General features: G+C 70.0%; 20 protein-coding genes and 5 pseudogenes. 16 read left to right on the forward strand and 9 right to left on the reverse strand.

What is annotated here, in order from left to right:
- Window positions 1–95: 95 nt before the first annotated feature.
- Window positions 96–896, reverse strand: a complete 801-nt coding sequence (locus LRD69_RS25495) for an SDR family oxidoreductase (RefSeq protein ID WP_277328868.1) — start codon at window positions 894–896, stop codon at window positions 96–98.
- A 589-nt stretch (window positions 897–1,485) separates the two neighbouring features.
- Here LRD69_RS25495 and LRD69_RS25500 point away from each other — a divergent pair.
- Window positions 1,486–2,127: a TetR/AcrR family transcriptional regulator gene (locus tag LRD69_RS25500; RefSeq protein ID WP_277328869.1), complete on the forward strand. Its 642-nt coding sequence runs from the start codon at window positions 1,486–1,488 to the stop codon at window positions 2,125–2,127.
- 411 nt (window positions 2,128–2,538) lie between these two features.
- On the opposite strand, the gene LRD69_RS25505 is transcribed toward LRD69_RS25500, so the two are convergent.
- Together LRD69_RS25505 and LRD69_RS25510 are read right to left on the reverse strand one after the other, a co-directional pair.
- Complete coding sequence (locus tag LRD69_RS25505; RefSeq protein ID WP_277328870.1) at window positions 2,539–3,210, reverse strand: NAD(P)-binding domain-containing protein; 672 nt, start codon at window positions 3,208–3,210, stop codon at window positions 2,539–2,541.
- On the reverse strand, window positions 3,207–4,058 hold the full coding sequence (locus LRD69_RS25510) for a helix-turn-helix transcriptional regulator (protein ID WP_277328871.1): 852 nt from the start codon (window positions 4,056–4,058) through the stop codon (window positions 3,207–3,209). The genes LRD69_RS25505 and LRD69_RS25510 overlap by 4 nt, the downstream gene beginning before the upstream one ends.
- A gap of 188 nt (window positions 4,059–4,246) precedes the next feature.
- On the opposite strand from LRD69_RS25510, the gene LRD69_RS25515 reads away from it, so the two are divergent.
- The 5 genes and pseudogenes from LRD69_RS25515 (at window position 4,247) to LRD69_RS25535 (ending at window position 8,190) form a co-directional block, all read left to right on the forward strand.
- Window positions 4,247–5,425 (forward strand): MFS transporter, encoded by a 1,179-nt coding sequence (locus LRD69_RS25515; protein ID WP_277328872.1) that lies wholly within the window; start codon window positions 4,247–4,249, stop codon window positions 5,423–5,425.
- Window positions 5,426–5,794: 369 nt separating this feature from the next.
- The gene (locus LRD69_RS25520) at window positions 5,795–6,187 is read left to right on the forward strand and encodes an ester cyclase (RefSeq protein WP_277328873.1); all 393 of its coding nucleotides are present in this window, start codon (window positions 5,795–5,797) and stop codon (window positions 6,185–6,187) included.
- Between the two features lie 570 nt (window positions 6,188–6,757).
- Entirely contained in the window at window positions 6,758–7,171 is a 414-nt protein-coding gene (locus LRD69_RS25525; protein WP_277328874.1) for an organic hydroperoxide resistance protein, read from the forward strand.
- 72 nt (window positions 7,172–7,243) lie between these two features.
- A pseudogene (locus tag LRD69_RS25530) lies at window positions 7,244–7,611 on the forward strand (helicase); the annotation flags it as partial.
- A 354-nt stretch (window positions 7,612–7,965) separates the two neighbouring features.
- A complete protein-coding gene (locus LRD69_RS25535) occupies window positions 7,966–8,190 on the forward strand; it encodes a hypothetical protein (protein WP_277328875.1) in 225 nt (74 codons plus the stop codon).
- A 350-nt stretch (window positions 8,191–8,540) separates the two neighbouring features.
- On the opposite strand, the pseudogene LRD69_RS25540 reads toward LRD69_RS25535, so the two are convergent.
- A pseudogene (locus tag LRD69_RS25540) lies at window positions 8,541–8,693 on the reverse strand (TetR family transcriptional regulator); the annotation flags it as partial.
- Window positions 8,694–9,018: 325 nt separating this feature from the next.
- Between LRD69_RS25540 and LRD69_RS25545 the strand changes: the two are divergent.
- From LRD69_RS25545 to LRD69_RS25555, 3 genes are all read left to right on the forward strand, one after another.
- Window positions 9,019–9,579 (forward strand): hypothetical protein, encoded by a 561-nt coding sequence (locus tag LRD69_RS25545; RefSeq protein WP_277328876.1) that lies wholly within the window; start codon window positions 9,019–9,021, stop codon window positions 9,577–9,579.
- A 1-nt stretch (window position 9,580) separates the two neighbouring features.
- A complete protein-coding gene (locus tag LRD69_RS25550; protein ID WP_277328877.1) occupies window positions 9,581–11,020 on the forward strand; it encodes an NAD(P)/FAD-dependent oxidoreductase in 1,440 nt (479 codons plus the stop codon).
- A gap of 197 nt (window positions 11,021–11,217) precedes the next feature.
- On the forward strand, window positions 11,218–11,352 hold the full coding sequence (locus tag LRD69_RS25555; protein ID WP_277328878.1) for a hypothetical protein: 135 nt from the start codon (window positions 11,218–11,220) through the stop codon (window positions 11,350–11,352).
- Between the two features lie 113 nt (window positions 11,353–11,465).
- Here LRD69_RS25555 and LRD69_RS31080 read toward each other — a convergent pair.
- From LRD69_RS31080 to LRD69_RS25570, 3 genes and pseudogenes are all read right to left on the reverse strand, one after another.
- Window positions 11,466–11,879: pseudogene (locus tag LRD69_RS31080) on the reverse strand (transposase); the annotation flags it as partial.
- Window positions 11,880–11,882: 3 nt separating this feature from the next.
- The gene (locus LRD69_RS25565; protein WP_277328879.1) at window positions 11,883–13,154 is read right to left on the reverse strand and encodes a TetR family transcriptional regulator; all 1,272 of its coding nucleotides are present in this window, start codon (window positions 13,152–13,154) and stop codon (window positions 11,883–11,885) included.
- A 48-nt stretch (window positions 13,155–13,202) separates the two neighbouring features.
- Entirely contained in the window at window positions 13,203–14,297 is a 1,095-nt protein-coding gene (locus tag LRD69_RS25570; RefSeq protein WP_277328880.1) for an XdhC/CoxI family protein, read from the reverse strand.
- Window positions 14,298–14,439: 142 nt separating this feature from the next.
- Here LRD69_RS25570 and LRD69_RS25575 point away from each other — a divergent pair, with 142 nt between their 5' ends.
- The 5 genes and pseudogenes from LRD69_RS25575 to LRD69_RS25595 all read left to right on the forward strand — a co-directional run.
- Window positions 14,440–15,309, forward strand: a complete 870-nt coding sequence (locus LRD69_RS25575) for a xanthine dehydrogenase family protein subunit M (protein ID WP_277328881.1) — start codon at window positions 14,440–14,442, stop codon at window positions 15,307–15,309.
- Window positions 15,309–15,845: a (2Fe-2S)-binding protein gene (locus LRD69_RS25580; protein ID WP_277328882.1), complete on the forward strand. Its 537-nt coding sequence runs from the start codon at window positions 15,309–15,311 to the stop codon at window positions 15,843–15,845. The genes LRD69_RS25575 and LRD69_RS25580 overlap by 1 nt, the downstream gene beginning before the upstream one ends.
- Before the next feature lie 5 nt (window positions 15,846–15,850).
- Window positions 15,851–18,238 carry a xanthine dehydrogenase family protein molybdopterin-binding subunit gene (locus LRD69_RS25585; RefSeq protein ID WP_277328883.1) on the forward strand — a complete coding sequence of 796 codons (2,388 nt, stop codon included), beginning with the start codon at window positions 15,851–15,853 and terminating at the stop codon, window positions 18,236–18,238.
- 71 nt (window positions 18,239–18,309) lie between these two features.
- Window positions 18,310–18,945: an SRPBCC family protein gene (locus tag LRD69_RS25590; RefSeq protein WP_277328884.1), complete on the forward strand. Its 636-nt coding sequence runs from the start codon at window positions 18,310–18,312 to the stop codon at window positions 18,943–18,945.
- A gap of 20 nt (window positions 18,946–18,965) precedes the next feature.
- Window positions 18,966–19,610, forward strand: a pseudogene (locus tag LRD69_RS25595) (MFS transporter); the annotation flags it as partial.
- A gap of 123 nt (window positions 19,611–19,733) precedes the next feature.
- Here LRD69_RS25595 and LRD69_RS25600 read toward each other — a convergent pair.
- Window positions 19,734–21,371 (reverse strand): MFS transporter, encoded by a 1,638-nt coding sequence (locus LRD69_RS25600; protein ID WP_277328885.1) that lies wholly within the window; start codon window positions 21,369–21,371, stop codon window positions 19,734–19,736.
- Between the two features lie 221 nt (window positions 21,372–21,592).
- Here LRD69_RS25600 and LRD69_RS25605 point away from each other — a divergent pair.
- A pseudogene (locus LRD69_RS25605) lies at window positions 21,593–21,856 on the forward strand (CoA-transferase); the annotation flags it as partial.
- 42 nt (window positions 21,857–21,898) lie between these two features.
- On the forward strand, window positions 21,899–22,507 hold the full coding sequence (locus LRD69_RS25610) for a TetR/AcrR family transcriptional regulator (protein WP_277328886.1): 609 nt from the start codon (window positions 21,899–21,901) through the stop codon (window positions 22,505–22,507).
- Window positions 22,508–22,562: 55 nt separating this feature from the next.
- On the opposite strand, the gene LRD69_RS25615 is transcribed toward LRD69_RS25610, so the two are convergent.
- A complete protein-coding gene (locus LRD69_RS25615; RefSeq protein WP_277328887.1) occupies window positions 22,563–23,486 on the reverse strand; it encodes a LysR family transcriptional regulator in 924 nt (307 codons plus the stop codon).
- Between the last annotated feature and the right edge of the window lies 1 nt (window position 23,487).

Genomic DNA, 23,487 nt, shown 5'->3' on the forward strand with positions numbered 1-23,487 from the left:
CCGCACCTCCGAGAGCCCGGCCGCCGGCCGGGCTCTCGTCGAGTGTCGACTGTGTCGCGACTCGGATCTCGTCCGTGTCCCCGGAGAGGTACCGCCTACAGGCGCTCGCCGCCGGTGGCGTCGATGATTTGGCCCGTGATCCACCGGGCGTCGTGGGAGGCGAGAAGGGCGACGACGTCGCCGACGTCGGTGGGATCGCCCATGCGGCGGAGGGCGCGGTCCGCGACGCGGCCGGCGATGGCCTCGGAGTTGCCGCGCAACCAGTCGGCGTTCATGTCGGTGTCGGTGGTGCCGGGGCGGATGGCGTTGACGGTGATGCCGCGTGGGCCGAGGTGCTGGGCGAGCGGGAGCGTGAGAGCTTCGAGGGCTCCCTTGGTCATGGTGTATCCGATGATGCCGGGGCCGGGGACGCGGGTGGCGCCTGAGGAGACGTTCACCACGCGTCCGCCGTCAGCCAGGCGCGGCAGGGCGGCCTTGATGATCAGGAACGGCGCGGTGGAGTTGACGTGCTGCTGGCGGATGAAGTCCTCGGCGGCGGTGTCCTCGATGAGGGCGTTCACGACGATCGCAGCGTTGTTCACCAGCACCCGCACGGGCGCGTCGCGCAACGCGCCCGCGGCCGCGTCGTAGGAAGCCCAGAAGGCGGTGCCGGTGTCGGGTTCGGCCAGGTCGGCGGCGAAGGAGAACGCCGTGCCGCCGGCCGCGGTGATCTTCTCGACGACGTCGGCCGCGGCGGCCGAGTCCTGGCGGTAGTGAACTGCGACGGTGTACCCCTCGGCGCCGAGACGGCCGGCGATGGCCGCCCCGATGCCGCGGCTGGCGCCGGTGACAACAGCGATGCCGTCGGACTCACGGGCGTCGAGCGCTTCGATGTCGTGCAGGTCGGTGTCAGACATGATGCCTTCCTGTCGCCCGGGATCGGGCGGTACTGGGTGCTGATGACGTGCGAGGCTCCCGCGCTCTTGTCGCGGCAGCTGTCGCGGAGGGAGAACCTCGACTCCCCGACTTCTATTCCGAGCGGAATAGAAGTTATCGCGCGTGCGACGCGGGTCGTGTCGCACGCGGCCCGGGAAACCGCCGACAGCAGGTGCCGACGCGCCGAGGTGGGACGGGCCGAACCCAGGTCCGGCGCCGCGTCGCCGTGCTCCTTCGGCTCCGCGATGACGTCGTCCCGCGTGACCGACCGGCCGTCCTCGGTGAGCTCATCGCGAATGAACTCGGTCATTCGATCGAACTCATGGGCGTTGAGCGCCTGGATGCAACGCTCTGAAGACTTCGCGTATCTCCTTCTCGGACATGCCGGCCTCTGTGTCGCCCCGAACCGCGGAGTGCGTGCACTCGGACGGTGATTGACCTGCTACGACGCCTTCCGTGAACCTCCGTGGCGACTGCCGTCGTGGGCGGGAATCGAGGGCGCAAGATTTCTATTCCGATCGGTACAGAATTCACTGTCGATCGCTGCTCGGGGTGGAGTACGCTCCACACATGGCTGGTTCGCGGAGCGTTGTCATGGGGCGGCCTCGGGAGTTCGATATCGACGAGGCGCTTGAGCGCGCCATGCAGGTGTTCTGGGAACGGGGATACGAGGGGGTCAGCCTCACCGATCTGACCAAGGCCATGGGCATCACGAAGCCAAGCCTGTACGCAGCCTTCGGCGACAAGAAGGAGCTGTTCCGCAAAGCTCTGGAGCGCTACACCGAGGGCCCTGCCGACTACGGGACGCGCGCCCTGGAGGAGCCGACCGCACGAGGGGTGGTCGAGGCGATGCTCCGCGGAGCGGTTCGGACCACGACGCGTCCCGGCGGCCCTGCGGGATGCTTGGGCGTGCAGGTCGCGCTGGCGTCGAGCGAAGCGGGGCGGCCCGCGCACGACATGCTGGTCGAGTGGCGGAACGCTTCGGCTCTACGCCTTGAGGAGCGTTTCCAGCGGGCCGTCGACGAGAACGATCTGCCGCGCGACGCCGACCCTCGACGGCTCGCCCGATACATCATGACGGTGACGTTCGGCATCGCCGTCCAGGCCGCCAGCGGCCTCGGCCGCGACGAACTCCAGGACATCGCCGACATGGCACTGGAGTGCTGGCTGCCAAATGGCGTGCGACGGACGCACACGGGGCGTTCCGGCTAGTACTACGCAGCTAGATCTGACCGATCTGGAGGCGCAGGCGCCGTGAGGCACGGTCAGACGGCCAGCTGGGGGACGACGCTTGCCGCGCTCTCCCGCGGCCTGCCGCTCGTCTACGAACCGGGCGAGCTTGTGCATCTTCCCGATGGCGACCCTCGCCAGCTATCCCGAAGCCCGCCAGGCCCTCCAAGTCGTGCGTTGCAGGAAGGACTTCACCAGCGGCAAGCTCACCATCGAGCGCGTCCACCTGATCACCAGCCTGCCGCCCGGCATCGCGAGCGGCACCCAACTCGCCGCCTGGATCCGAGAGCGTGCCTGTACTGCGTTCGCCCCTACCCGAACAGGCACACTCTGCCTGGTTTCGTGCCACCCCACGCCGGCCGCCAGGGTCTCCGCGAAGCCGGCCAAGAACATTTACTGTTCCGGTCGCGGGCGGGTGGCTGCTTTCAGGTTGCGGACAAGTTCCTCGCGGCCCTGTCCCCCCTCCCTCGCACCATCGGCACGGCGCCACGCGGGGGTACCGGGGCCGAACCGCCAGGACTCGCTCAGCGGGCCGTTGTCGACGGTGTCGTACCCGAACTGGTCGTTGAGCCGGGTCACCAGCTCGACCGCCTCGGGGAAGCCGCTCGAGACGGGCAGCGCCAGGCGGTCCGGGGCCCCGGCGGGCCGGCTCCTGTGCAACAGGATCGTGGCCCGGATGCAGGTGAACGCCGCGGCCACCTTCGATTTCGGCAGTTGCTCCTGCCGCAGCTCATGGACGGTCTTCTCCCCCGAATCGATCACGGGGAAATGGCCGTCGCGATAGATGGTGTAGTTGTTCGTGTCGAGCACGATCTTGCCGGCGAGTTCCTCGGCGGGCATGGTGTTGACGAGTCTGAGCGGCGCGGCGATGACGGCGAAGTCGCCGGCCGTGGCGGCCTGTGCGGCGGTCGCGGCACGTGCGGACGGTCCCAAGTCGGCGATGAGACGCGTGAGGGTTTCCGGGCCGCGCGAGTTCGCGATGACGACGGTGTATCCGTTGGCGATCGCTGCGCGGGCGATCTGGGATCCGACCTGGCCTGCTCCGATGATTCCGACCGTCGTCATGCGAGTTCCCTGTGCGAGGTGGCGGGGGAGGGCGTGGCCGCAGAGGCCAGTAGCGTCAGCTTGTCCGCGTCGCTGGATCCGGGTTCCGGGTGGAACACGACGAGCATCATGCCCTCGGCACCGGCGATGCTCATGCGCTCCCGGTTGAGGGTGAGGTCCCCGACCTGTGGGTGGTTGAAACGGATGACACTCCCGGTCTGCCTCCGCACTTCATGCTTGGCCCAGAGCTGACGGAACCGGGGACTGGCCAGCGTGAGCTCTCCGGTGAGTTCGATGAAGCGGGGGTCGTCGATGTCCTTGCCGACGGCCTGCCGCAGGCTGGCCATGAGGCATTCCGTGGCGACCGTCCACTCCGGGTACAGCGCCTGTCCCGCCGGGTCGAGGAACATGTCCCGGAGCTGGTTGCCGCCGACGGCCAGACGGGGGTCGATGGCTCGGGCCAGGGCGTTGGACGCCAGTACGTCGAAGTACCGGTTCTCGATGAACGCGGGCTGGACGAGGGAAGCCAACAGCTTCAGCGCACCCGGCGGCGGAGTCTGCTGACGCGGTCGGCGTCTGCGCCGCCGGGGAGCGTTCGTGACGAGCGTGAGCATGTGGGCGAGGGCCTCGTCGTCGAGGTGCAGGACACGAGCGATCGACTCGAGCACTTGTGGTGACGGGTTGCGGTCCAGGCCCCGTTCCAGCCGCAGGTAGTAGTCCGCACTGACGCCGGCGAGCATGGCCACTTCCTCCCGCCGCAGTCCCGGCACACGCCGTACACCGGTCTCGGGGATCCCGGCTTGCTGCGGCGTCACCAAGTCGCGCCGGGCCCGCAGATAGGCCCCCAGAGCGTTGCTGGATTCGTCCATGCAACCGAGTCTAAGTCGCTGCGGCGGCATCAGAGGGGGCCCTGTCAGACCCCAGGCTCCAGGGGACTCTGGGTGCGCATCTCGGCTGCTCATAGCGTGTTCGGCGGCCCTTTCGGGCCGGACCGCTTGAAAGGATGCATATGACCATCGCACCTGATGACCGGAGCCCCTACGGAGATACGGCCCCGATGAGCGTCTCGACCGATTCCACCGTGACGTCGACCACCCACAAGTCCTCGTCGTGGGCAGCCGTCGCCTCTTTGGGGGTGGGGATCTTCGCGATCATCATGTCGGAGTTCCTGCCCGCTAGTCTGCTCCCCCTCATGGCCGCCGACCTCGGCGTCAAGTCGGGTGAAGCGGGACAAGCCGTCAGCGTCACCGCGTTCTCCGCCGCCTTGTCGGCTCTGCTGATCTCGGTGGTCCTGCCGCGCACCGACCGGCGACGAGTCATGATCGGGCTGACGCTTCTGGCTGCCGTCTCGGACGTGATCGTCGCCTTCGCACCCAACCTCGTCGTGCTCCTGTCCGCGCGGCTCCTGCTGGGCATCGCGCTCGGCGGGTTCTGGGCGATGGCAACCGCCATGGCCGCGCACCTGGTGCGCGCCGACCACGTCGGCCGCGCACTGACCGTCATCAACGCCGGGGTCTCGGTCGCCACCATCGCCGCCGTACCGCTCGGCACATGGCTGGGCGAGATATGGGGCTGGCGGGGAGTGTTCCTGCTCGGTGCCGCGGTCGCGGTCCTGGCGCTGCTGCTGCAGGCGGCGGTGCTCCCCCATATCGCGCCCACCGCATCGAGTGGGCTGCGAGCTCTCGGGTCGGTGCTGCGCTCCGGCATCGTCCTCGCCGGCCTGTTCGCAATCCTGCTGATCTTCAGCGGCCACTTCAGCGGATTCACCTACATTCGACCGGCCGCCATGAGCCTGTCCGGGATCGATGGTGGTGGCTTCGCCGTGCTGCTCCTCGTGTTCGGCGTCGCTCTCTTCCTCGGCACAGCTCTCAGCGGCCCCCTGGCCGACCGTGCGCCACGAGTGGGCTTGCTCCTGTTCCCAGGAGTACTCGGCGTCGGGATGCTCCTCATGTTCGTCGTCGGCGCTTCCACCGTCGGCCTGTTCACCGCGGCAGCGGTATGGGGTTTCGGCTTTGGTGGCATGCCGACCACGTTGATGAGCTGGGGATCCCGGACCCAGCCGACACGGCTGGAGCAGATCGGCGGAGTCCTCGTGACCGCCTCCAACATCGGCATCACCCTCGGCGCGGTCGGCGGCGGCATTGTCGTCGACCACGCCACGGACAGCACGCCACTGCTCATCGGCGGTATCGCAGCGATCGCGGGCGCCGCACTGCTCTCGGCCCTGCGCCGGTAACGGCCACCCTCATGGGCCACGCCTCGGTGTACAGGCACCGCTGGCCCCGTCCTGGTCGAGCCTCACCATCACCGACAGGTTTCCGTCGGCGCGCCCGGACCTGCCACCTGGACCAATCGCCTCACCACCGGCCTCAGCCTGGTGGTGAGGCGATTGTGAACGTCAACTGCACGACCGCGCCCGGTTCCGAAGCCTCCGCCACCAAGCAGGACGTTCGTCAGGGGGTGCCCTGTCACCCCCCAGGCTCAAGAGGACTCTGGGCCGCCACCATCACCGTTCCTAATGTCAGTGGTGAGTCGAGCGGGGCACCAGTCCCCGCGGCTTTCCATCGGTCCCCGCGCGGGACCGACGACCCAAGAGGAGAAACTGATGACCGACCCGGCCCTCAAGGAGTGGTACCTGCGCTATGTGGCGGCGCTCAACGCCCACGAGCTCGACGGCTTGGACGAGTTCATCGCCGACGACGTCGCGCTGAACGGCGACCCGGGCACCCGCGACGACGTCATCGCGGTCCTGAAGCACGAAATCGACGCCGTGCCGGACCTCCACTGGGAGGTCAAGGAGCTGCTGTTCGACCGGGACCGGATCGCCGTGCGCGCGACCAACACCGGCACCCCGGTGAAGGAGTGGCTCGGCGTTCCTCCCTCCGGCGCCTCCTTCGAGATCGTCGAATACGCCATCTACAGGGTCAGCGACGGCCGGTTCGTACAGATGACGTCGCTGCACGACTCGGCCGACATGCTGCGGCAGTTGGCCGCCTGACCACGGCAGCCACCGGCGCGGCGCCCTGGGATCTCCCAGGGCGCCGCGCCGCCCTCACCGGCCGGCCCGCTACCTGTGGTAGCTGGACCTGTTCAGGCCCAGGACCTCGCAGTACCGCTTCACGTCGAAGGCGTCCCGGTGATCGGCGACGAACCCGTGCGGCTCCACTGTCACCTGGGCCGGATCGCGCGTGTGCCGCCGTCCGTCCCCTCGGTCCGGCAGCCACGTACATCCATGCGCCTCCCACACTTGTGCCGTCTCTTGATGGTCCGCCGGCGGACCGCCTCATGGCGCCGCCTGACCCCTGGCGAAGGAACATGCACGGTGTTGACGTTGGGGCTCTCTTCGTGCATGCTACTCAGCAAGAACGAACGTTCTGTCGCGCACCCTCGCTCCACGGCCTGGACGGCGCCCCCCTGCCGCCAGGCCCATGGCTTCTCCCGGTGGCCGCACAGGATCCCAGCACCAACCAGTGCGCAGCGGCGCCGGGGAAGGCGACCTCGACACACGCCCCGCATCGTGCAACAGCGGCGCCGGCCGTCGAATCCATTACAGAAGGACGAATCACCCATGGACGTGCTTTACACCGCGGTGGCGACCGCCACCCACGGCCGCGACGGCCGTGCCGTTCTCGCGGACGGATCTCTGGACCTGCAGCTCGCGACCCCGAAGGAACTGGGCGGTAGCGGCAAGGGCAACAATCCCGAGCAGCTCTTCGCCGCCGGCTACGCGGCATGCTTCGCCAGCGCACTCGGCATTACGGGCCGACAGGCCGGCGTAGACCTCTCCAACGCCACCGTGACGGGGGAGGTGTCGATCGGCAAGCAGGGCGAAGGCTTCGGACTCTCCGCCGTCCTGCGGATCACTCTGCCCAGCAGCGTCGACCGCGGAACCGCCGGAGAACTCGTCGAACAGGCCCACCAGATCTGCCCGTACTCCAACGCCATTCGCGGCAACGTCCCGGTCCAGCTCGTCGTCGAGTAATTTCCCACCCGGTCAACGTGCACGATTCGGCCCAGTGGCTGGGGCAGTTCGACCGCCCTGTACGAGTCACGTCGGTTGGGCAGACGCGCCCTCACCGGCGGACGGCGCACGGTGCGCCTCCGGCGCGACGAAGACGGGCGAATCATCGGGGCCGGCGGCGATGGCCAGGAGCCGTACGACACCGACGCCGCCGAATCCGTGCTGCACCACGTCTCCAGCCCGCGCGACGCAGCGACCATCGCGCAGAGATGGGTGCACCAGCAGCGCAAGCTCACCGCGACCGACCCGGACTGGAACTGCCCCTGGCCACTGGACCGGCAACGCCACTACCGCGTACTCGCCGACCCACCAGGCGGCCGGCTGCCCGGCATCCAGTCCGGCGTAACGATGGACGGCGGCGCCATGGGTAAGTGCTGAAGCGACAGAAGCAACCGGGCACTTGAAAGCACTCTCTCGACCGACAGCAGGAGCGACTGTCCACGTTGGGCGTCCAGGGCCTGTTGCGTGACGGTCCGCCGACGGAGTCGGCGGACCGTCACGCATTCCTGCATGTCGGATTTTTCGCTGGCCGGACGGGTCGGCGTGAGGTTCCCGACGAATCCTCGGGCCGGTGGTGGGCGGTGGCCCTCCGTCTTGATCTCCGGGCGGTGGTCAAGGGCGGTCGGTCGTTTCCAGATCACGGGGTGAGGCGGGTTCGTAGGCTCGCGGGAGGGCGGAGATCAGCGAAGTCGCCGAACGCGTCGCCGCACGCCGGACGGAACTCGACGAGGAGGGGAAGCTCCTGGTCGAACGGCATGAGAAGATCTGCGCCCGAGCGCGGGGGACTTGCCGCGGCGATGGGTGTATGGGAACGCATACGGGCCCGGCTGGGGTCGGACAAGTCGGCGACCCAAGCGGCACCCGTGAAGGTGGGTGGCCGTGGTGTGCTGCTGGAGCCACTGCGCGGCAAGATGAGCAAACTGCCCGGCCGCGGCTGGCCGCGCAGGCTGCCCGACGGACGCTTCCAGCACGCGTCGTAGACCACCGCCGTCCCGTAACCGGTGTGCCCCCGGCCGCCGCCGGCTTCGACGTTCGCATGAAGAGAATCAACGAGCCGCCGGGGACACCGACTTCCCCTGTCCACCAGTGCCGTCCGCCTGCGTCCCGGAAACCAACGCATTCCGCACCCGCCTGCTCAGCCGCCACCTCAAGGAGATCGGCTCGCGCCGGTGCCGTCCGAGGCCCGACGGATTGTCAACGTCGTGCTCGCCGTGCTCCGCCACGACCAGCGCATCGCCGGCATGGCCAACGGCAACGGCAGCGGGGTTGAGCCGCGGTCAGGGCGCGGGGCCGGCTCGGCGCTATTGCCCCCAAGGGGGCGTGCGTGGTCGCGTATCGCGCGGGCGGCCTGGTTCAGGCAGGCGACGACGAGGGTTTCCTTGCTGGGGGAGTGGCTATGGATGCCGGCCCGTGTCACCTGCGCTTCCGCGACGATCCGGTCCACGTCTCGGCATGGAATCCCTTCCGCGTAGAACACTCGGCTGACGTGTCGAGTCGCCGGGACCGCGCTTCAGACCGGCCGGCTTTCGGACTTGCCGCGCGCTATCGAGTCACTTCAAGCGGGTAGAACGTTCGGTCTTGACAAACGAAGGCGCTCTTGCCAGTCTGACGGACAGAACGTTCATTCTTCCTAGGTGGCGTCCAGATGCCGGCCGTATCCCGCGGCGGCTTGAGACGCCATCAGCCCTCATTGCCCGGGCCGAACGATCGTGCCGGTCCGGGAGATGTGCAACCGGCCTGATCGAGAAGGCCGACCGCAGGAACCCCTGAACTGCTCTCTTCTCCGCATACCACTGAAAGGGATCATCGTGAGCGCCATTGCTGCTCCGTCCGACACCGCTGGGACGGCCTCTGCCCTGCGGCGGCTCTACTTCGTCCGGTTCGCATTCGCCATCGTCTGGGCCCTCGTGATGTTCACGATGGCCAAGGGGATCACCCCGGCCGGGGCCGTACTCCTGGTGCTGTACCCGCTGTTCGACGTGGGTGCGGCCATCTACGACGCAAAGGTCTCGCGCAGCACGGGATCGCCCGTGCTGCTGTACGTGAACGTCGCGGTCAGCCTTGTCACGGCTGTCGGCCTGGCAGTCGCCTGCGCGTCGGGCATTCCGGCAGTGCTGCGCGTGTGGGGGGCCTGGGCGGTCGTGGCCGGTCTGGTCCAGCTGATCGTGGCCATCCCCCGCCGCAAGATGGGCGGCCAGTGGCCGATGATCCTCAGCGGTGGCATCTCGGTCCTGGCCGGAGGGTCGTTCATCGCGTCGGCCGGCGCGGACGATCCCGCGCTGACCAGCGCCGTCGGCTACGCCATCCCGGGCGGCATCTTCTTCCTCCTCTCTGCCCTGCGCCTGGGGCGCGCCGCCAAGGTGAGCTGACATGGGTAACCACACGTACGACGTCATCGTGATCGGCGCGGGTCCGGTCGGGGAGAACGTCGCCGACCGGGTGGTGCAGGGCGGGCTCAGCGTTGCCATTGTCGAGCGGGAGCTGGTCGGTGGTGAGTGCTCCTACTGGGCCTGCATGCCGACCAAGGCGCTGTTGCGGAGCGCGGCGGCGCTTCGAGCGGCCCGGCAGGTTCCGGGATCGCGTGAGGCGGTGACCGGCGACCTCGACGTCGCGGCTGTGCTCCGCCGTCGTGACAACTTCGCCTCGCAGTGGAACGACGACGGGCAGGTGTCCTGGCTCGACTCGGCCGGAATCACGCTGTACCGGGGCCAGGGACGGATCAGCTCCGACCGGGTTGTCGAGGTCGCCGATGAGTCCGGTGCCGCGACGTCGCTGACCGCGCGGCATGCGGTCGTGATCGCGACGGGCAGCGCCGCTCTGCTGCCGGACATCCCCGGTCTGCGCGAGGCGGAGCCGTGGAGCAGCCGGGAAGCGGCCGCCGCGCATGCGATTCCCGGCCGGCTCGCCGTCATCGGCGGCGGCGTCGTGGCATCGGAGATGGCGACGGCGTTCGCCGCCCTGGGCTCGTCGGTGACGATGCTGGCCCGCGACGGTGTACTGCCGCTCGCGGAGCCGTTCGCCGGTGAACGGGTCACCGAGTCGTTGCGGGAAGCCGGTGTATCGGTGCTCCTCGGTTCGGAGGCCGGGGCTGTGAAACGTGACAGCGACGGTACGGTGCACATCACCCTGACCACCGGTCAGCTTGTCGAGGCCGACGAGGTCCTCGTCGCCATCGGCCGCACGCCGAACACGCAGGACGCCGGCCTGGACGCTGTCGGCCTGAAGCCGGGTGCGTGGCTCACGGTGGACGACACACTACGGGTGGTCACAGATGACGGGGCGTTGCTGGGAGACGGGTGGCTGTACGCCGCCGGCGATGTCAACCGGCGCGTGCTGCTGACCCACCAGGGCAAGTACCAGGCACGTGTCGTGGGCGATGTCATCGTGGCGCGCGCGAAGGGCCAGGCGGTCGACGACAGTCCGTGGGGCCGCCATGTGGCCACTGCCGACGAGCGTGCGGTGCCGCAAGTGGTCTTCACCGAGCCGGAGATCGCTTCGGTGGGACTGACCAGGGCGGCGGCCGAGGAGGCCGGGCTCCGGATCCGCGTCGTCGACTACGACCTGGGCGCCGTCGCGGGATCGGCCCTTCACGCCGACGGCTACCGGGGGCATGCCCGCATGGTCGTCGACGAGGACCGCAGGGTGGTCGTCGGCTTCACGCTCGTCGGTCCCGATGTCGCGGAACTGCTGCATGCCGCGACGATCGCGGTCGTGGGTGAGGTTCCCATCGACCGGCTGTGGCACGCGGTTCCGGCGTATCCCACCGTCAGCGAGGTGTGGCTGCGGCTGCTGGAGGCTTACGGCCGCTGACCGAACCGGCAGCCCTCCTGTCCCGACCGGACAGGAGGGCTGCCGGCTGCCTCGGCCACTCGGAACGCGGACCGGTCGGGGACTGAGGTTGGTCGGTTCGGGGCGTGGTGAGGACTGACACTCCTGACCAGCGGACTGCTGATGCTCCTGCTGGCCCCATTCGCCGCGCAGCTCAAAAGCGCTGGGGCGGAGGATGGGTGCTCAGCCTGGCCGGCGTCATCATCGCCGCCGGCCTGATCGAGCGAATCGTCGCCACCTCCACGCTGTGGCAGGTCATCACCGGCACCGTTCTCGGCCGTGTGACCGCGCCCGCGGTATCCCCCGCACTGTGAGCTCAGCGAGGGCGTCGCCGAGTGACATCAGCGACTGCGGTGTAGTCGGACAGTCGGGCTGGCGGCACCCGGCCGGCGGAGATGCCGAGGGAGATGGGCAGGCCGGTCCGCGCGGTGCACCGCCGGTGTGCGGTGGGCCCGGACGGGCCGAAGCCCGGCGGTAGTCGGCGCCACGTACAGCCCGTCGTGGCCACGAACACAATGGACGCCGGCACCTGCCGGTCCCCTCGTCGGGCCCGTCCGGCTTGCCGAGGAGTTCCGACCCGGAGGCGTGCTGGCCGTACTTGCGTTGCGCTACCCGCACTGATTCCGCCGTGAAGACGTCGTTCTCGACGGGGCTCACCTGACCAAGGCCATGGCGCTTCCGGACGACCTCGAGCGAGGAACTGACGGCAGTCCGGCCGTCGTCCTTGCGTGGCTCGCCGTGGCGGGCTCGTGTTCGCATGGTTCGCCGTCGAGACCGGGGCAGAACGTTGGAGGTACTTCGTGACCGGCAGTCCCGGCGCGTGACCGGCGTCCCGGAGCAGCCATCACTGTTCCGGGACACCGGCCCCCAGTGTTTGCGCCAGCGTGCCGAGCAGCCCGGAGAGCCGGCGCCGGTCTGCCGCGCCCAGTCCGGCGAGCAGCTCCTGCTCCTGGGCCGACCGTACGGCGAAGATCCGCTCGGCCAGTTCGAGACCCTCCGGGGTGAGACACAGCCGGATGATCCGGCGGTCGTCTGCGTCGCGCTCCCGCCGGATCAGACCCGCTGCCTCCAGACGGTCCGCGTGCTGGGTGAGACCGCCCGCGCGGACCGTGCCGGCCGCCGCCACCTCGCCGGTCGTCCGGCGGTAGGGCTCTCCCGCGTCGCGGAGGGAGGCGAGCACGTCGTAGGCGGGCAGGCTGATGCCGTACTCACGGACGGTCCTGCTGATCAGCCCCCGATGAACAGCGGCACACTCGTTCAGCTGTGCGAAAAGGGCTGCGGGAGAGTTGTCCGCCGCCCGGGCCGCGGGTTCCGGGCGAAGATGCTCGGGGTGTACGGGCTCCGAGGGCGGCCGGGTGGTCGCGGCGACCGTCGCGGGGTGGCCGACGCGGGGGTGCACGGACACGTCCGCGCCGTCGGCCGCGCCGCCCGGCGCAGGCGGGGGAACGACGTCGAGGGCGTCTCCGAAAGCGGTGGTGAGCACGTCCGTCAACGCCGGAGCGAGCTCCTCGGTCGGGACCGAGGCCGCCGGTTCATGGGCGAAGAGGTAGCGCTCCATGATCACGCCGAACAGGACGCTCCGAATGACAGCGGCGCGCACCTCCGCGTCGGCCGAGTCGCCGAGCAGGCGCGTGAGAGGTTCGCCGACCTGCTTCTCCAGGATCGTGCGCAAAAGCTCGGCGCTCGGCGGGTGGCTGACGGCCGAGCGGATCAGCGCGGGCCAGGGATCGTCGGTCGGCAGGCGGTCCCACCGGTCGAGGTAGGCGCGGGCCAGAGCCGCGGGGAGTTCGCCCGTGCTGTCGGCCGCGGCCGACAGCACGTCGTTGGTGACGCCCGACCCGCTGCCCACCGCCTCACGGAACAGACCGTCCTTGGTGCCGAAGTACGCCATCACCAGGCCGGGCGTCACTCCCGCCTCGGCCGCGATGGCGCGGACGCCTACGCCCCTGTAGCCGTGCGCGCCGAACAGTCGCCGGGCCGCGTCGAGGACCGCGTGGCGATTGCCCTCCGGGTCATGGGAGCCGGGACGGCGCTGTGACGGCTGTGCTGCTTCCCTGCCGGTTCCCGGCGTGGGGCTTGCGGCCGATCGTCGACGGCCCTCGTTCTTCGGATCCACATGGTCCACTTTAAACGAGTGTTCATAAAAACAGTCGTTCAAAAATGATCACGCTATGTGAACCGGACCGGTTCGCAGAGTGAGCGGCACCGCGGTGCCGCCGCGCCGCACCGCGACGATCTCGGCCAAGATCGACACGGCGGTCTCTCCGGGTCCCCGGCCGCCGAGATCCAGCCCGATCGGCGAGCGCAGCCGTGCGAGTTCCGCTTCGGTCGTACCCGCCGCGCGCAGTCGCCCGAGCCGGTCCTCGTGCGTCCGGCGGCTGCCCATGGCTCCGACGTATCCGGCCCTGCTGCGCAGGGCGAGGGCGAGGACCGGCACGTCGAACCGTGTGTCATGGGTCAGCACGCACACCGCGGTCGAAGCGTCGACCAGGTCCTCATGGGCGCGGAACCAGCGCTCGGGCCGTTCGGTGACGACATCGTCGGCCCTCGGGAAGCGCTCGGCCGCCGCGAAGGCGGGCCTGGCGTCGCAGACCGTCACCCGGTGCCCGAGTGCGGCGCCGATGTCCGCCAGAGGCCGGGCGAACTCTGCTGCGCCGAAGATCAGTAGATGTGGCCGAGAGGCGAAGGACTGCACCAGCAGCCCACGCTCCGGAGCGCAGGCGGTGTCGCCGGTTGCCCCGTCCCCGCTGGCCACGAGCCCGCTGGCACCGCGGCCGAGCATGCCCTCGGCGGCCAGGGTCGCCGCCCGGTCCACCCGTGGGTCGCCCAACGAACCGGTAGTCGTCCCACCGCCGACGACCAGGCAGCCGCTGCTGTCGACGGGGGTGACCAGAGCCACCGGCACGCCGGCCGCGATGTCGGCGGCAAGCCGGCCGAGCGGTACTTCCGCACCCACCTCGCGGACCAGTACCTCGATCGTTCCGCCGCAGGTCAGGCCCACCGCAAAGGCGTCCTCGTCGCCGACTCCCCAGCGCTCGAGCGTCGGGGCGGCGCCCGCGAGCACCTCCTCCGCGATCGCGCAGACGGCGGCTTCGACACAGCCGCCGGAGACGCTGCCGACGATGCGGCCTGCCTCGGACACGAGCATCGATGCACCCGGACCGTGCGGGGATGATCCCCAGGTCCGCACGACGGTCGCCATGGCGAAGCGGGTTCCGGAGCGTTGCCAGGCGGCCGCCTGGTCGATGACGTGTCGCATATCGCCCTCCGCGGGCCGTGAAATCTCGGGCAGCCTCTTGCCAAGAAGAAACTTTAATGTAAATCATTTTAGGTACTAGATAGATCCGTCCGTGTCGAATGCCACGGCGTGACGACGACACGAGAGGTCCGGTGGCAGCAGGTTGAAACCCACATCCTTCGACTACACCGCCCCCAGCACCGTCGGCGAGGCGGTCGCGCTCCTCGCCGACGAGGAGCGGGAGGCCAAGGTCGTCGCGGGCGGCCAGTCCCTGATCCCCATGCTGAACATGCGTCTCGCCAGGCCCGAGCTGCTCGTGGACATCACCCGGATCCCCGAACTCGGCCGCCTCCACGTGGACGAGTCGGGCAATCTGCGCATCGGAGCCGCCGTGCGGCAGGCCCACGCCGCCGCAGACAACGCGGTACGGGACGGATGGCCGCTCCTGGCCGCCGCGATCGGTCACATCGGACACCCTCAGATCCGCAACCGCGGTACCGTCTGCGGCAGCCTCGCCCACCATGACCCGGCCGCCGAACTCCCCACCGCGGCACTGTCCCTGGACGCCCGCTTCGTGATCACCGGGCCGCGGGGCACCCGTACGGTCGCCGCCGAGGACTTCTTCGTCGCCACCTTCTCCACGGCCGTCGAAGCGGACGAGCTCCTCACCGAGGTCGTGTTCCCGCCGCCCCCAGCACACCACGGCTGGGCCTTCGAAGAACTGACCCGCAGGCACGGCGACTTCGCCACCGTCGGCGTGGCCGTCGTCCTGGAACGGGACACCGCTTCGGACACCGCCCGCGCCGCCCGCGTGGTCTTCTGCGGCGCGGGCCCCGTCCCGATACGTCTGCCCGCCGCGGAGGACGCGCTCGTCGGCAGCGACGTCGGCGAGCAGGCCCTCGCCGACGCGGCCCGTGCCGCGCTGTCCCGCCTCACCCCTTCCGACGACGTCCACGCCACCGCCGAATACCGGCGCGAGGGCGCCGCCCATCTCCTCGTCCGCGCCTGCACCACCGCCTGGGAGCGCTGCTGATGACCCCCTCCGTCCCCACCCCGCTCGCCGCGCGCACACCGTCGCTCGCCGAGCCCTCCGCCTGGCACGAGATCAGCCTCACCGTCAACGGACGACCGGTCACCGCCCAGGTCGAGTCGCGGCTGCTGCTCAGCGACTTCCTGCGCGACCGGCTCGGCCTCACCGGCACCCATGTCGGCTGCGAACACGGAGTCTGCGGGGCCTGCACCGTCCTCGTCGACGACGAGCCGGTGCGCACCTGCCTGACCCTGGCCGTGCAGTGCGACGGTGCCGAGCTCCGCACCGTCGAGGGCCTCGCCCCTGCCGACGCCCCGCTCACCCCCGTGCAGCGGGCCTTCCACGAGTGCCACGGCATGCAGTGCGGCTTCTGCACGCCCGGATTCGTCATGACGGCGACCGCCCTGACCGAACAGGGCGAGCGCCCCGACGAGGAACAGGTCGCCGACGCGCTCAGCGGGCATCTGTGCCGGTGCACCGGCTACCGCAACATCCGCCGTGCCGTGTGTCAGGCACTCGACGAGCGATTCGGGGAGTGACCCGTATGTCCCACGATTCCGACCGGGCCCAGTCCGGCAACGGCAACTGGATCGGCCGTTCCGTCCCACGCGTCGAGGACGACCGGCTGCTGCGCGGCAACGGACGCTACGTCGACGACATCGCCCTCCCCGGCGCCGTCGAGGCCGCCTTCCTGCGCAGCCCGCACGCCCACGCCCGTATCGAGTCGGTCGACGTGACCGCGGCCCTGGCCGCGCCCGGTGTCGTCGCCGTGTGGACCGGCGACGACGTGGCGGGCCTGCCCGCGATGCTGAACAAGGAAGAACTGCGCACCCCGCCGGGCCTCGCCGAGCTCCTGGACCCACTGGTCCGGATGACTCCCATGCCCCTGCTCGCCCGCGAGAAGGTCCTCTACGTCGGCCAGCCCGTCGCCGTCGTCCTCGCCGAGAACCGCTACCTCGCCGAGGACGCCCTGGAACTCGTCGAGGTGCGGTACGCCCCGCTGCCGGTGCTCGTCGACCCCGAACACGCCCTGAGCGAGGACGCGACCCTGCTGCACGAGGATCTGCCGGACAACACCGCGGTGGCGGTCGCCACCCGCGTCGGTGACCCGGAAGAGGCGTTCGCCGGCGCGCACGCCGTGGTGAGCGAGCAGTTCGAGGCCCACCGGTACGTCGCCTCGCCGATCGAGACCCGCGCGATCTCGGCCCAGGTCGATCCGTACAGCGGCCGGCTGACCGTCTGGTCGGGCACCCAGACCCCGCACCGGCTGCGGGACGCCATCGCCCACACCCTCGGCCTGGAATCCGCCACGGTCCACGTCATCGCGGCCGACGTCGGCGGAGGCTTCGGCCAGAAGGGCATCCTCTACGTCGAGGAACTCCTCATCCCGCACGCCGCCCGTCGCCTCGGCCGCCCCGTGCTGTGGCGCGAGGACCGCAACGAGAACCTCACCGCCTCCTCGCACGCCCGCGAACAGATCCACCGCATCGAACTCGCCGCGGACGCCGAAGGCCGCCTCCTCGCCGTACGCGACCGGATCACCGTCAACTTCGGCGCGTACAACATGACCGGCCTGGTCGTGCCGTACAACTCGCTGTGCCACCTCCTGGGCCCCTACCGCGTCCCGAACGTGCACATCGATGTCGTCGGCGTGCTCACCAACACCACCTTCGCCACGCCCTACCGGGGAGCCGGACGTCCGGAGACGGTCTTCGCCATGGAACGGGCCATGGACCGGCTGGCCGCGGAACTGGGCATCGAGCCCGAGGAGCTGAGGGCGCGCAATCTTGTGCGGCCGGACGAGATGCCGTACGCGACCGGCCTGGTGGACCGCTCGGGCAGGCCGCAGTCCTACGACTCCGGGGACTTCCCCGAACTCCTGCGTCGCGCCGTCACAAAGGCTGACGTCGAGCGGGTACGCGCCCAACAACGCGAAGGCGCCCGTGACGGCAAGCACGTCGGTATCGGATTCGCCATGTACATAGAGGCCACCGGCCTCGGACCGTTCGAAACCGCGCGCATCGACATCGCCCCCAGCGGCCGGGTGCGGCTCGCCATCGGTGCCCCCTCCCAGGGGCAGGGACACCGCACCTCCATGGCGCAGATCGCCGCCGACGCCATCGGAGTGCCGATCGATGTCATCGACGTGGTCGGCGGCGACACCGAGGCCACCCCGTTCGGCGTGGGCACCATCGCCAGCCGCGCCCTGGTCAACGCCGGGAACGCCGCCCACCGGGCCGGCCGACTCGTCCGCGAGAAGATCGTCGAAGCGGCAGCCCGCCGCCTCGGTGTCGCGGCGGGCGGCCTCGACCTGAGCGACGGCATCGTACGGGCCAAGGAACCCGGCGGGCCGTCCATCAGCCTGGCGGAACTGGCCGGGAAGGCACCGCTGCCCGGCACCCCCGAACCCACCGACGGCCGGCACGGCACCGAGATCAGCGAGACCGTGCACTTCCGCCCACCGGGTTTCGCGGTCGCGAGCGGAGCGCACGCGGCCGTCGTCGAGGTCGACGAACACACCGGCGAGATCGAGATCCTGCATTACGTCGTCGTCCACGACGCGGGCAACATCGTCAACCCGATGATCGCGGAAGGACAGGTCACCGGCGGCATCGCGCAGGGCATCGGCGGAGCACTGTACGAGGAGATGGTCTACGGCCCCGACGGCCAGCCCCGCACCGGCACCTACATGGACTATCTGGTGCCCACGTCCTCGGAGATCCCCGACCTCGACATGGACGAGATCTTCACCCCGAGCCCCATGAACGACCTCGGCGTCAAGGGACTCGGCGAAGGTGGCGCGATCGCCCCGCAGGCGGTACTCGCCGGCGCCGTCGAGGACGCGCTGCGCCCCTTCGACGTGGTCGTACGCCGCGGCCCCCTCTCGCCGAGCCGGGTGCGCGCGCTGATCCGTACGGCGGCCGCCACCTGAGTCCGCCCCGCACCTGAACCGGCTCCGCATCCACGGCCGGCCCAAGCCGGTCGCCCCTTGATTGGACAACCATGCAGCTCGACCACTCCTTCACCGTCCCGGCCGACCTCGACGACGCCTGGAAGCTCTTCCAGGACCTCGACCGGGTCGCGCCCTGTATGCCCGGCGCCGTGCTGGACACCCTCGACGGCGACTCCTTCACCGGCCGCGTCAAGGTCAAGGTCGGCGCGGTGCAGATGAGTTACCGCGGCGAGGGCACCGTCACCCGCGACGACGCCGCCCGCTCGATGCTCCTCGACCTCAGCGGGAGCGAGACCCGCGGCGCGGGCACCGCGTCGGCCACGGTCAGCGCGACGCTGGCCGTCCACCCGGCCGGCACCCTGGTACGCGTACGCACGGACCTCGACATCACCGGCCGGCCGGCACAGTTCGGCCGGGGCATCATGACCGAGGTCGGCGACCGCATCGTTCAGCAGTTCGCCACCCGACTCGAAGAGCTGCTGCGGGACGCCGGGCCTGCCGCGTCTGCGGTGTCCACGACGGGCATGGCGGAAACCCTCCAGGGCCGGCTCGCGCCCGAGCCGGAGGCCATCGACCTCGGTGCGGCGGCGCTGCCCGTGCTGCTCAGGAAGGCTGCGGCACCCACGGCGGCCGTGCTGTTCGCGGTGGTGGTGATTCAGGCGCTGAGGCGGCGTTCTCGCAGGTGAAACCCTACGGCACGGCCCCTCCGGCCGAGGTGGGTGTGCGCACCCTGCCGCTGAGTTTGGCCTCCGTGGTCGCGGCACCGCTGGGTGCGGCGCTGACCGAGCGGTTCGGCGCTCGTCTGTCCATGCCGGCGGGCGTACTGCTGGAGGCGGTGGCGTCCCTGTGGATGCTGACGTGGGACGCGCAGGCCTCGTACGCGGCCATGTGGCCGCCGTTCGTGCTGCTCGGTCTTGGGGTGGGCATGGTCATGTCGGCGTCCTCGGACGCGATCGTCGGCAACGCGCCCGTCAGAGACGGCGGTGTCGCGAGCGGCCTGCAGTCCACCGCGCTGCAGATCGGCGGCGCCCTCGGCACGTCCGTGCTGGTATCGCTGATCAGCAACCGCGTGGGCTCCACGCTCGTCGGCGAGCTGACCGGCGCCGGGGTGCCGGCCTCCGCGGCACAGGGCTTCGACGAAGCGAAGGACGCCGTGGCGATGGGCGTGACGCCGGTCAAGCACGGCATGACCGCGCAGCTGAAGGCCGCCGTTGTCGAGGGCAGCGGCAACGCCTTCATGAACGGTGTGCACGCCGCCGTTCTCGTCACCGCTGTTCTGTGTCTCGTGGGTGCTCTCCTCGCCGCCGTGGGCTTGCGCCGCGACACCGGCTCCCCTGCTATCGACGGCTGACGGCGAGTAGGGCGGAGAGGCGGGCCGAGGCCGGGCACGCCGACCCCCTCTGCTGCGCCCCGGTGTGCGGCAGACAGGGCCGTGCGTGTCGATCGTCCCGGTGACGTCTTGAAGTCGCTGAGCTCAGGGGCGGAGGACGGTGGGGGCGGATTCCGCTCTGCCGTCGCTTCCGGGAGCCGGCGGTGCGGACTCCTCGGGAGAGTGGCGGTGCACTCCGATCATGCCGAAGGCGGTCAGAGCCGCCGCGACGGCGGCCGCCACGCCGCACACCAGGAACGCGGTGCTGAAGCCGCTGCCCAGGGCGTCAAGGGCCAGGCCGTGCGCCGCTGATCCCGGGGCTCCGGGCGGCAGGCTGTTCACGGCGACGGGCCCTCCGGCCCCGGCGATCTCCCGTGCCGCCGCCGCTTGACCGGCCGGCAGGTCCGCGCCGGCCAGGTTCGTGGCGAACGCCGACCCCGCGTTGCCGAGGGCGACCGCGCCGACGACGACGGGACCGAGGACGAAGCCGAGGTCGCGCAGCATGTTGGTGGTGGCGCTGGCCATGCCCGCCAGGTTTACGGGCACGCTGTTGAGCGCCACGGCCGTCACCGAGCTGACGGTCAGGGCGAAACCGATGCCGATCAGCAGGGCGGGCGTGACGAACGCGCCGAGTCCCGGGTCGGTGACATCCAGGCGGGTGAACAGCAGGCAGCCGATCGCCATCAGGACGAATCCAGAGGTCAGCAGCCAGGATGCGGCGACCCGGTGGAGCAGCCGCGAGACGACCGGGATGAGGAGGAAGGCGGGTCCCTGGAGGAGCAGGAACAGGATTGCGACGCGGATCGGGTCCTGGTGCTGCACCGGGCCCATCCACATGCTCATCGCGAAGCAGGCGCCGAGGAAGGCGAGCATGCCGATGACCGCGACGACGGACGACACCGTGAAGGCCCGGTTGCGGAACAGCTTCAGGTCGAAGATCGGGGACTCGGCCCCGAGCTCCACCACAGCGAACCCGGCGAGGAAGCATGTGCCGAAGATGAAGGCGAGCATCACGGGAAGAGTGGTCCAGCCCGACTCGGGCCCCTCGACGGCGCCGTACAGCACCAGGACGAGACCGATGGCGAAGGTGATCTGACCGGCCACATCGAACTTGCGGCCCTCGGGCGCCTTTGACTCCGTGGCCAGCGCCAGGGTGAGCACCATGCTGACCAGGGCGAGTCCGACGAGTACCGAGAAGGATCCACGCCACGACCCGACCTTGGCGAACATGCCGCCGAGCAGAGGTGAGACGGCGGCGCCTGCGGACAGGAAGCCGCTCCAGAGCGCCACCGCGTGCGCTCGTTCCCGCATGCTGCGGGTGACGGCGGTGATCGCAGTGAGCGAGCCGGGGAACATGGCGCCGGCTCCCAGCCCGTTCAGGGCGGCGCCGATCCACAGCACCTGGACGTTCGGTGCGAGTGCGGCCACGGCACTGCCCGCGGCGACCAGGACCGTGCCGGCCACGACGAGCCGTCGCCGTCCGAAGAGGTCGCCGAGGACACCGAAGGTGAACTCGAAGCAGACCACGGCGATCATGAACGCGGCGGTGATCCACGTCAGCTGGGATCCGTGGGTGTGCAGGTCCTCCTGGAAGAGCCCGAGGAGCGAGGCCGGCAGCGCGTTCGCGACCTGGGCCACGAAGACCGCGCCGCAGGCGGCAGTCAGTGTTCCCGCGTAGCCCGGCATCCGGGCGGCCCCCGCGGTTGGGCCCTGGGACGTCGTCGTCCCGTTGTTGAGCGTCATTGCTGATTCTCCCTGGCTGGGAAAGAAGGCCACCGGGGAAGCGGGAGCCTCGAGAGCTGGAAGTGCTCGGCTCTGCGTACGCGGTGGGGGAGAGGGGCACGACGCGAGACGGCGCGATGCCGTGGAGAATGGCATTCGCTTTACGTCAAGTCAATGATCTATTCAGAATCTAAGGCTGGCTCACCGTCTGTCACAGAATCATGCGCACTGTCGTCCCCGGCGCCATCCCCGCCGTCGGCGGCGCGATGGATCTCGCCGCCGGAGCGCGGCAGGTCCTGGTGATGATGAGGGTGCTCACCCGGGACGGCGCCCCCAAGCTCGTCCCCGCGTGCACGTATCCGCTCACGGGGGCCGCCTGCGTCAGCCTTGTCCGCACCGACTATGGCGTCTTCGCTCCCGGCCCGGACAGGGTCCGCATCCTGGAGACGTACGGCACCACGGCCGCGGAGCTGCGGGTACGACTCTCCGTGGACCCGCTCCCGTGAGCGACGCGTCAGCTGCCCGTACAACACGTTAAGATCCAGCCCATGGCGAACCTTCGACAGGCGCAGAAGCAGATGACGCGCCGTCTGCTGCTGGAGTCAGGACTTGAGCTGTTCAAGACCAAGGGGTACGCCGCCACCACGGTGGACGACATCGCGAGCGCGGCGGGCACCACCCGCGTGACCTTCTACGCGTACTTCCCCACCCGTAGCGAACTGATGAAGGCGCTCATCGACGAGCAGCTGAACGAGGCGTTGCAGCGGGTTCGCTCTCCCGAGCACGGCTCCACGGCGCGGGACCTCGTCGCCACTGTCGCCGAGGGGACGCCGGAGGCGATCATGGCGTGGCTGCGGCGGACCGCCGACAGCTGGCCGGCCATCCGGCCGATCATCCGCATCGGCCGCGATGCCGCGGTGGTCGACCCGGAACTCACCGACCTGGTCGAGCGATGGCTGGAGGAGGCCATCAGCGACATCGAGGACGGACTGACGACGGCTGGGCGCCTCGAGCCCCATCAACGTCACTTCCGGGGCGTGCTCGCGATGGCCCAGCTGGACTTCGTAGCCCAGCACTGGGACCGGGCCGACTGGAAGCTCACGCGTGACCAGATGCTCGACGAACTCGGCGCCAGTTGGGTACAGCTGCTGACCTGACCCGCCGGCGCGGATCGCACCCCCCTTCCGTCCGGCGCGGTGGGCGCGGCCGGTGTCAGAGATGCGTCGCGACGTCGAACAGCACGGCCCGAAGCCATTCGATGAAGTACTGATCGGTTAGCCGGGGGTTCCAGACCACATCGATCCCGAGCCCGGGAAGCGGGAACGGGAACTCCTCGATCCGCAGGTCGGCGAGCGTCCGCATCGCGGCGGCGACCTGGTAGCGAAGGAGAGCGACGCCGCCCGCGCGTGCGACCAGGAACGGCACCAGCAGGAAGTCGGAGATCAACTGGCCCACGCGATAGGGCACACCCCTTTCGTCGAGCACCGGGTAGGGGAAGACCCGCGGTTCGGTGTCGACGACGATGTGCGGCTGCGTGGTCAGGAGGTCGAGCGCGCTCGCTTCCGGTGATGTGTCCGGTGACGCCACCACCACGCAGCGGTCGTTGTAGAGCCGCTCGCGCGGATACGGCGAGGAGTGTCCCTCGGAGAGCAGTACGACGTCGACCCCCATCTCGGTGAAGGTGGCCTTGGTCGGCACCGTGATCGTCCGCACGCGCAACGTGGCGCGGGGAGCGCGCTCGGCGATGAGCCGCGTCAGCCGGGGGCCGACGACGAACGCCGTGCTGGTCGTCATGGCGACCGTGATGACGCGCTGATCCGTGGCGGGTTCGAAGGAGGGCAGGTTCACGATGTGTGCCGTCTGCTCCAGGACAGCGCGCAGCGGCGCGATGAGCTGCAGCGCCCGCGGGGTCAGCGTGACGCCCGTCCCCTGCCGGATGACGAGGTCGTCACCCAGCAGACGCCGCATTCTCGCCAGTGCGTGGCTCATCGCCGGCTGTGACAGACCGACCCGCTCCGCCGCCCTCGTCACCGAACGCTCCTCGAGGAGCGCGAGGAGAGGCACCAGCAGGTTGAGGTTGACCGACGTCAGCCGGTCCAGCCCCGAACCCGTGATGTCCCCTCCGTCGTGTCCCATG

The sequence above is a fragment of the Streptomyces sp. JH14 genome, assembly GCF_029428675.1.
Taxonomy (GTDB): Bacteria; Actinomycetota; Actinomycetes; order Streptomycetales; family Streptomycetaceae; genus Streptomyces.

Bases quoted from the DNA above. Each gene is read 5' to 3' on its own strand.
- LRD69_RS25520 (WP_277328873.1), top strand. From the start codon at position 5,795: ATGACCGACCCGGCCCTCAAGGAGTGGTACCTGCGCTATGTGGCGGCG.
- LRD69_RS25615 (WP_277328887.1), bottom strand. From the start codon at position 23,486: ATGGGACACGACGGAGGGGACATCACGGGTTCGGGGCTGGACCGGCTG.
- LRD69_RS25610 (WP_277328886.1), top strand. From the start codon at position 21,899: ATGGCGAACCTTCGACAGGCGCAGAAGCAGATGACGCGCCGTCTGCTG.
- LRD69_RS25570 (WP_277328880.1), bottom strand. From the start codon at position 14,297: ATGCGACACGTCATCGACCAGGCGGCCGCCTGGCAACGCTCCGGAACC.
- LRD69_RS25525 (WP_277328874.1), top strand. From the start codon at position 6,758: ATGGACGTGCTTTACACCGCGGTGGCGACCGCCACCCACGGCCGCGAC.
- LRD69_RS25515 (WP_277328872.1), top strand. From the start codon at position 4,247: ATGAGCGTCTCGACCGATTCCACCGTGACGTCGACCACCCACAAGTCC.
- LRD69_RS25580 (WP_277328882.1), top strand. From the start codon at position 15,309: ATGACCCCCTCCGTCCCCACCCCGCTCGCCGCGCGCACACCGTCGCTC.
- LRD69_RS25600 (WP_277328885.1), bottom strand. From the start codon at position 21,371: ATGACGCTCAACAACGGGACGACGACGTCCCAGGGCCCAACCGCGGGG.
- LRD69_RS25510 (WP_277328871.1), bottom strand. From the start codon at position 4,058: ATGGACGAATCCAGCAACGCTCTGGGGGCCTATCTGCGGGCCCGGCGC.
- LRD69_RS25500 (WP_277328869.1), top strand. From the start codon at position 1,486: ATGGCTGGTTCGCGGAGCGTTGTCATGGGGCGGCCTCGGGAGTTCGAT.
- LRD69_RS25590 (WP_277328884.1), top strand. From the start codon at position 18,310: ATGCAGCTCGACCACTCCTTCACCGTCCCGGCCGACCTCGACGACGCC.
- LRD69_RS25585 (WP_277328883.1), top strand. From the start codon at position 15,851: ATGTCCCACGATTCCGACCGGGCCCAGTCCGGCAACGGCAACTGGATC.
- LRD69_RS25505 (WP_277328870.1), bottom strand. From the start codon at position 3,210: ATGACGACGGTCGGAATCATCGGAGCAGGCCAGGTCGGATCCCAGATC.
- LRD69_RS25495 (WP_277328868.1), bottom strand. From the start codon at position 896: ATGTCTGACACCGACCTGCACGACATCGAAGCGCTCGACGCCCGTGAG.
- LRD69_RS25550 (WP_277328877.1), top strand. From the start codon at position 9,581: ATGGGTAACCACACGTACGACGTCATCGTGATCGGCGCGGGTCCGGTC.
- LRD69_RS25535 (WP_277328875.1), top strand. From the start codon at position 7,966: ATGAGAAGATCTGCGCCCGAGCGCGGGGGACTTGCCGCGGCGATGGGT.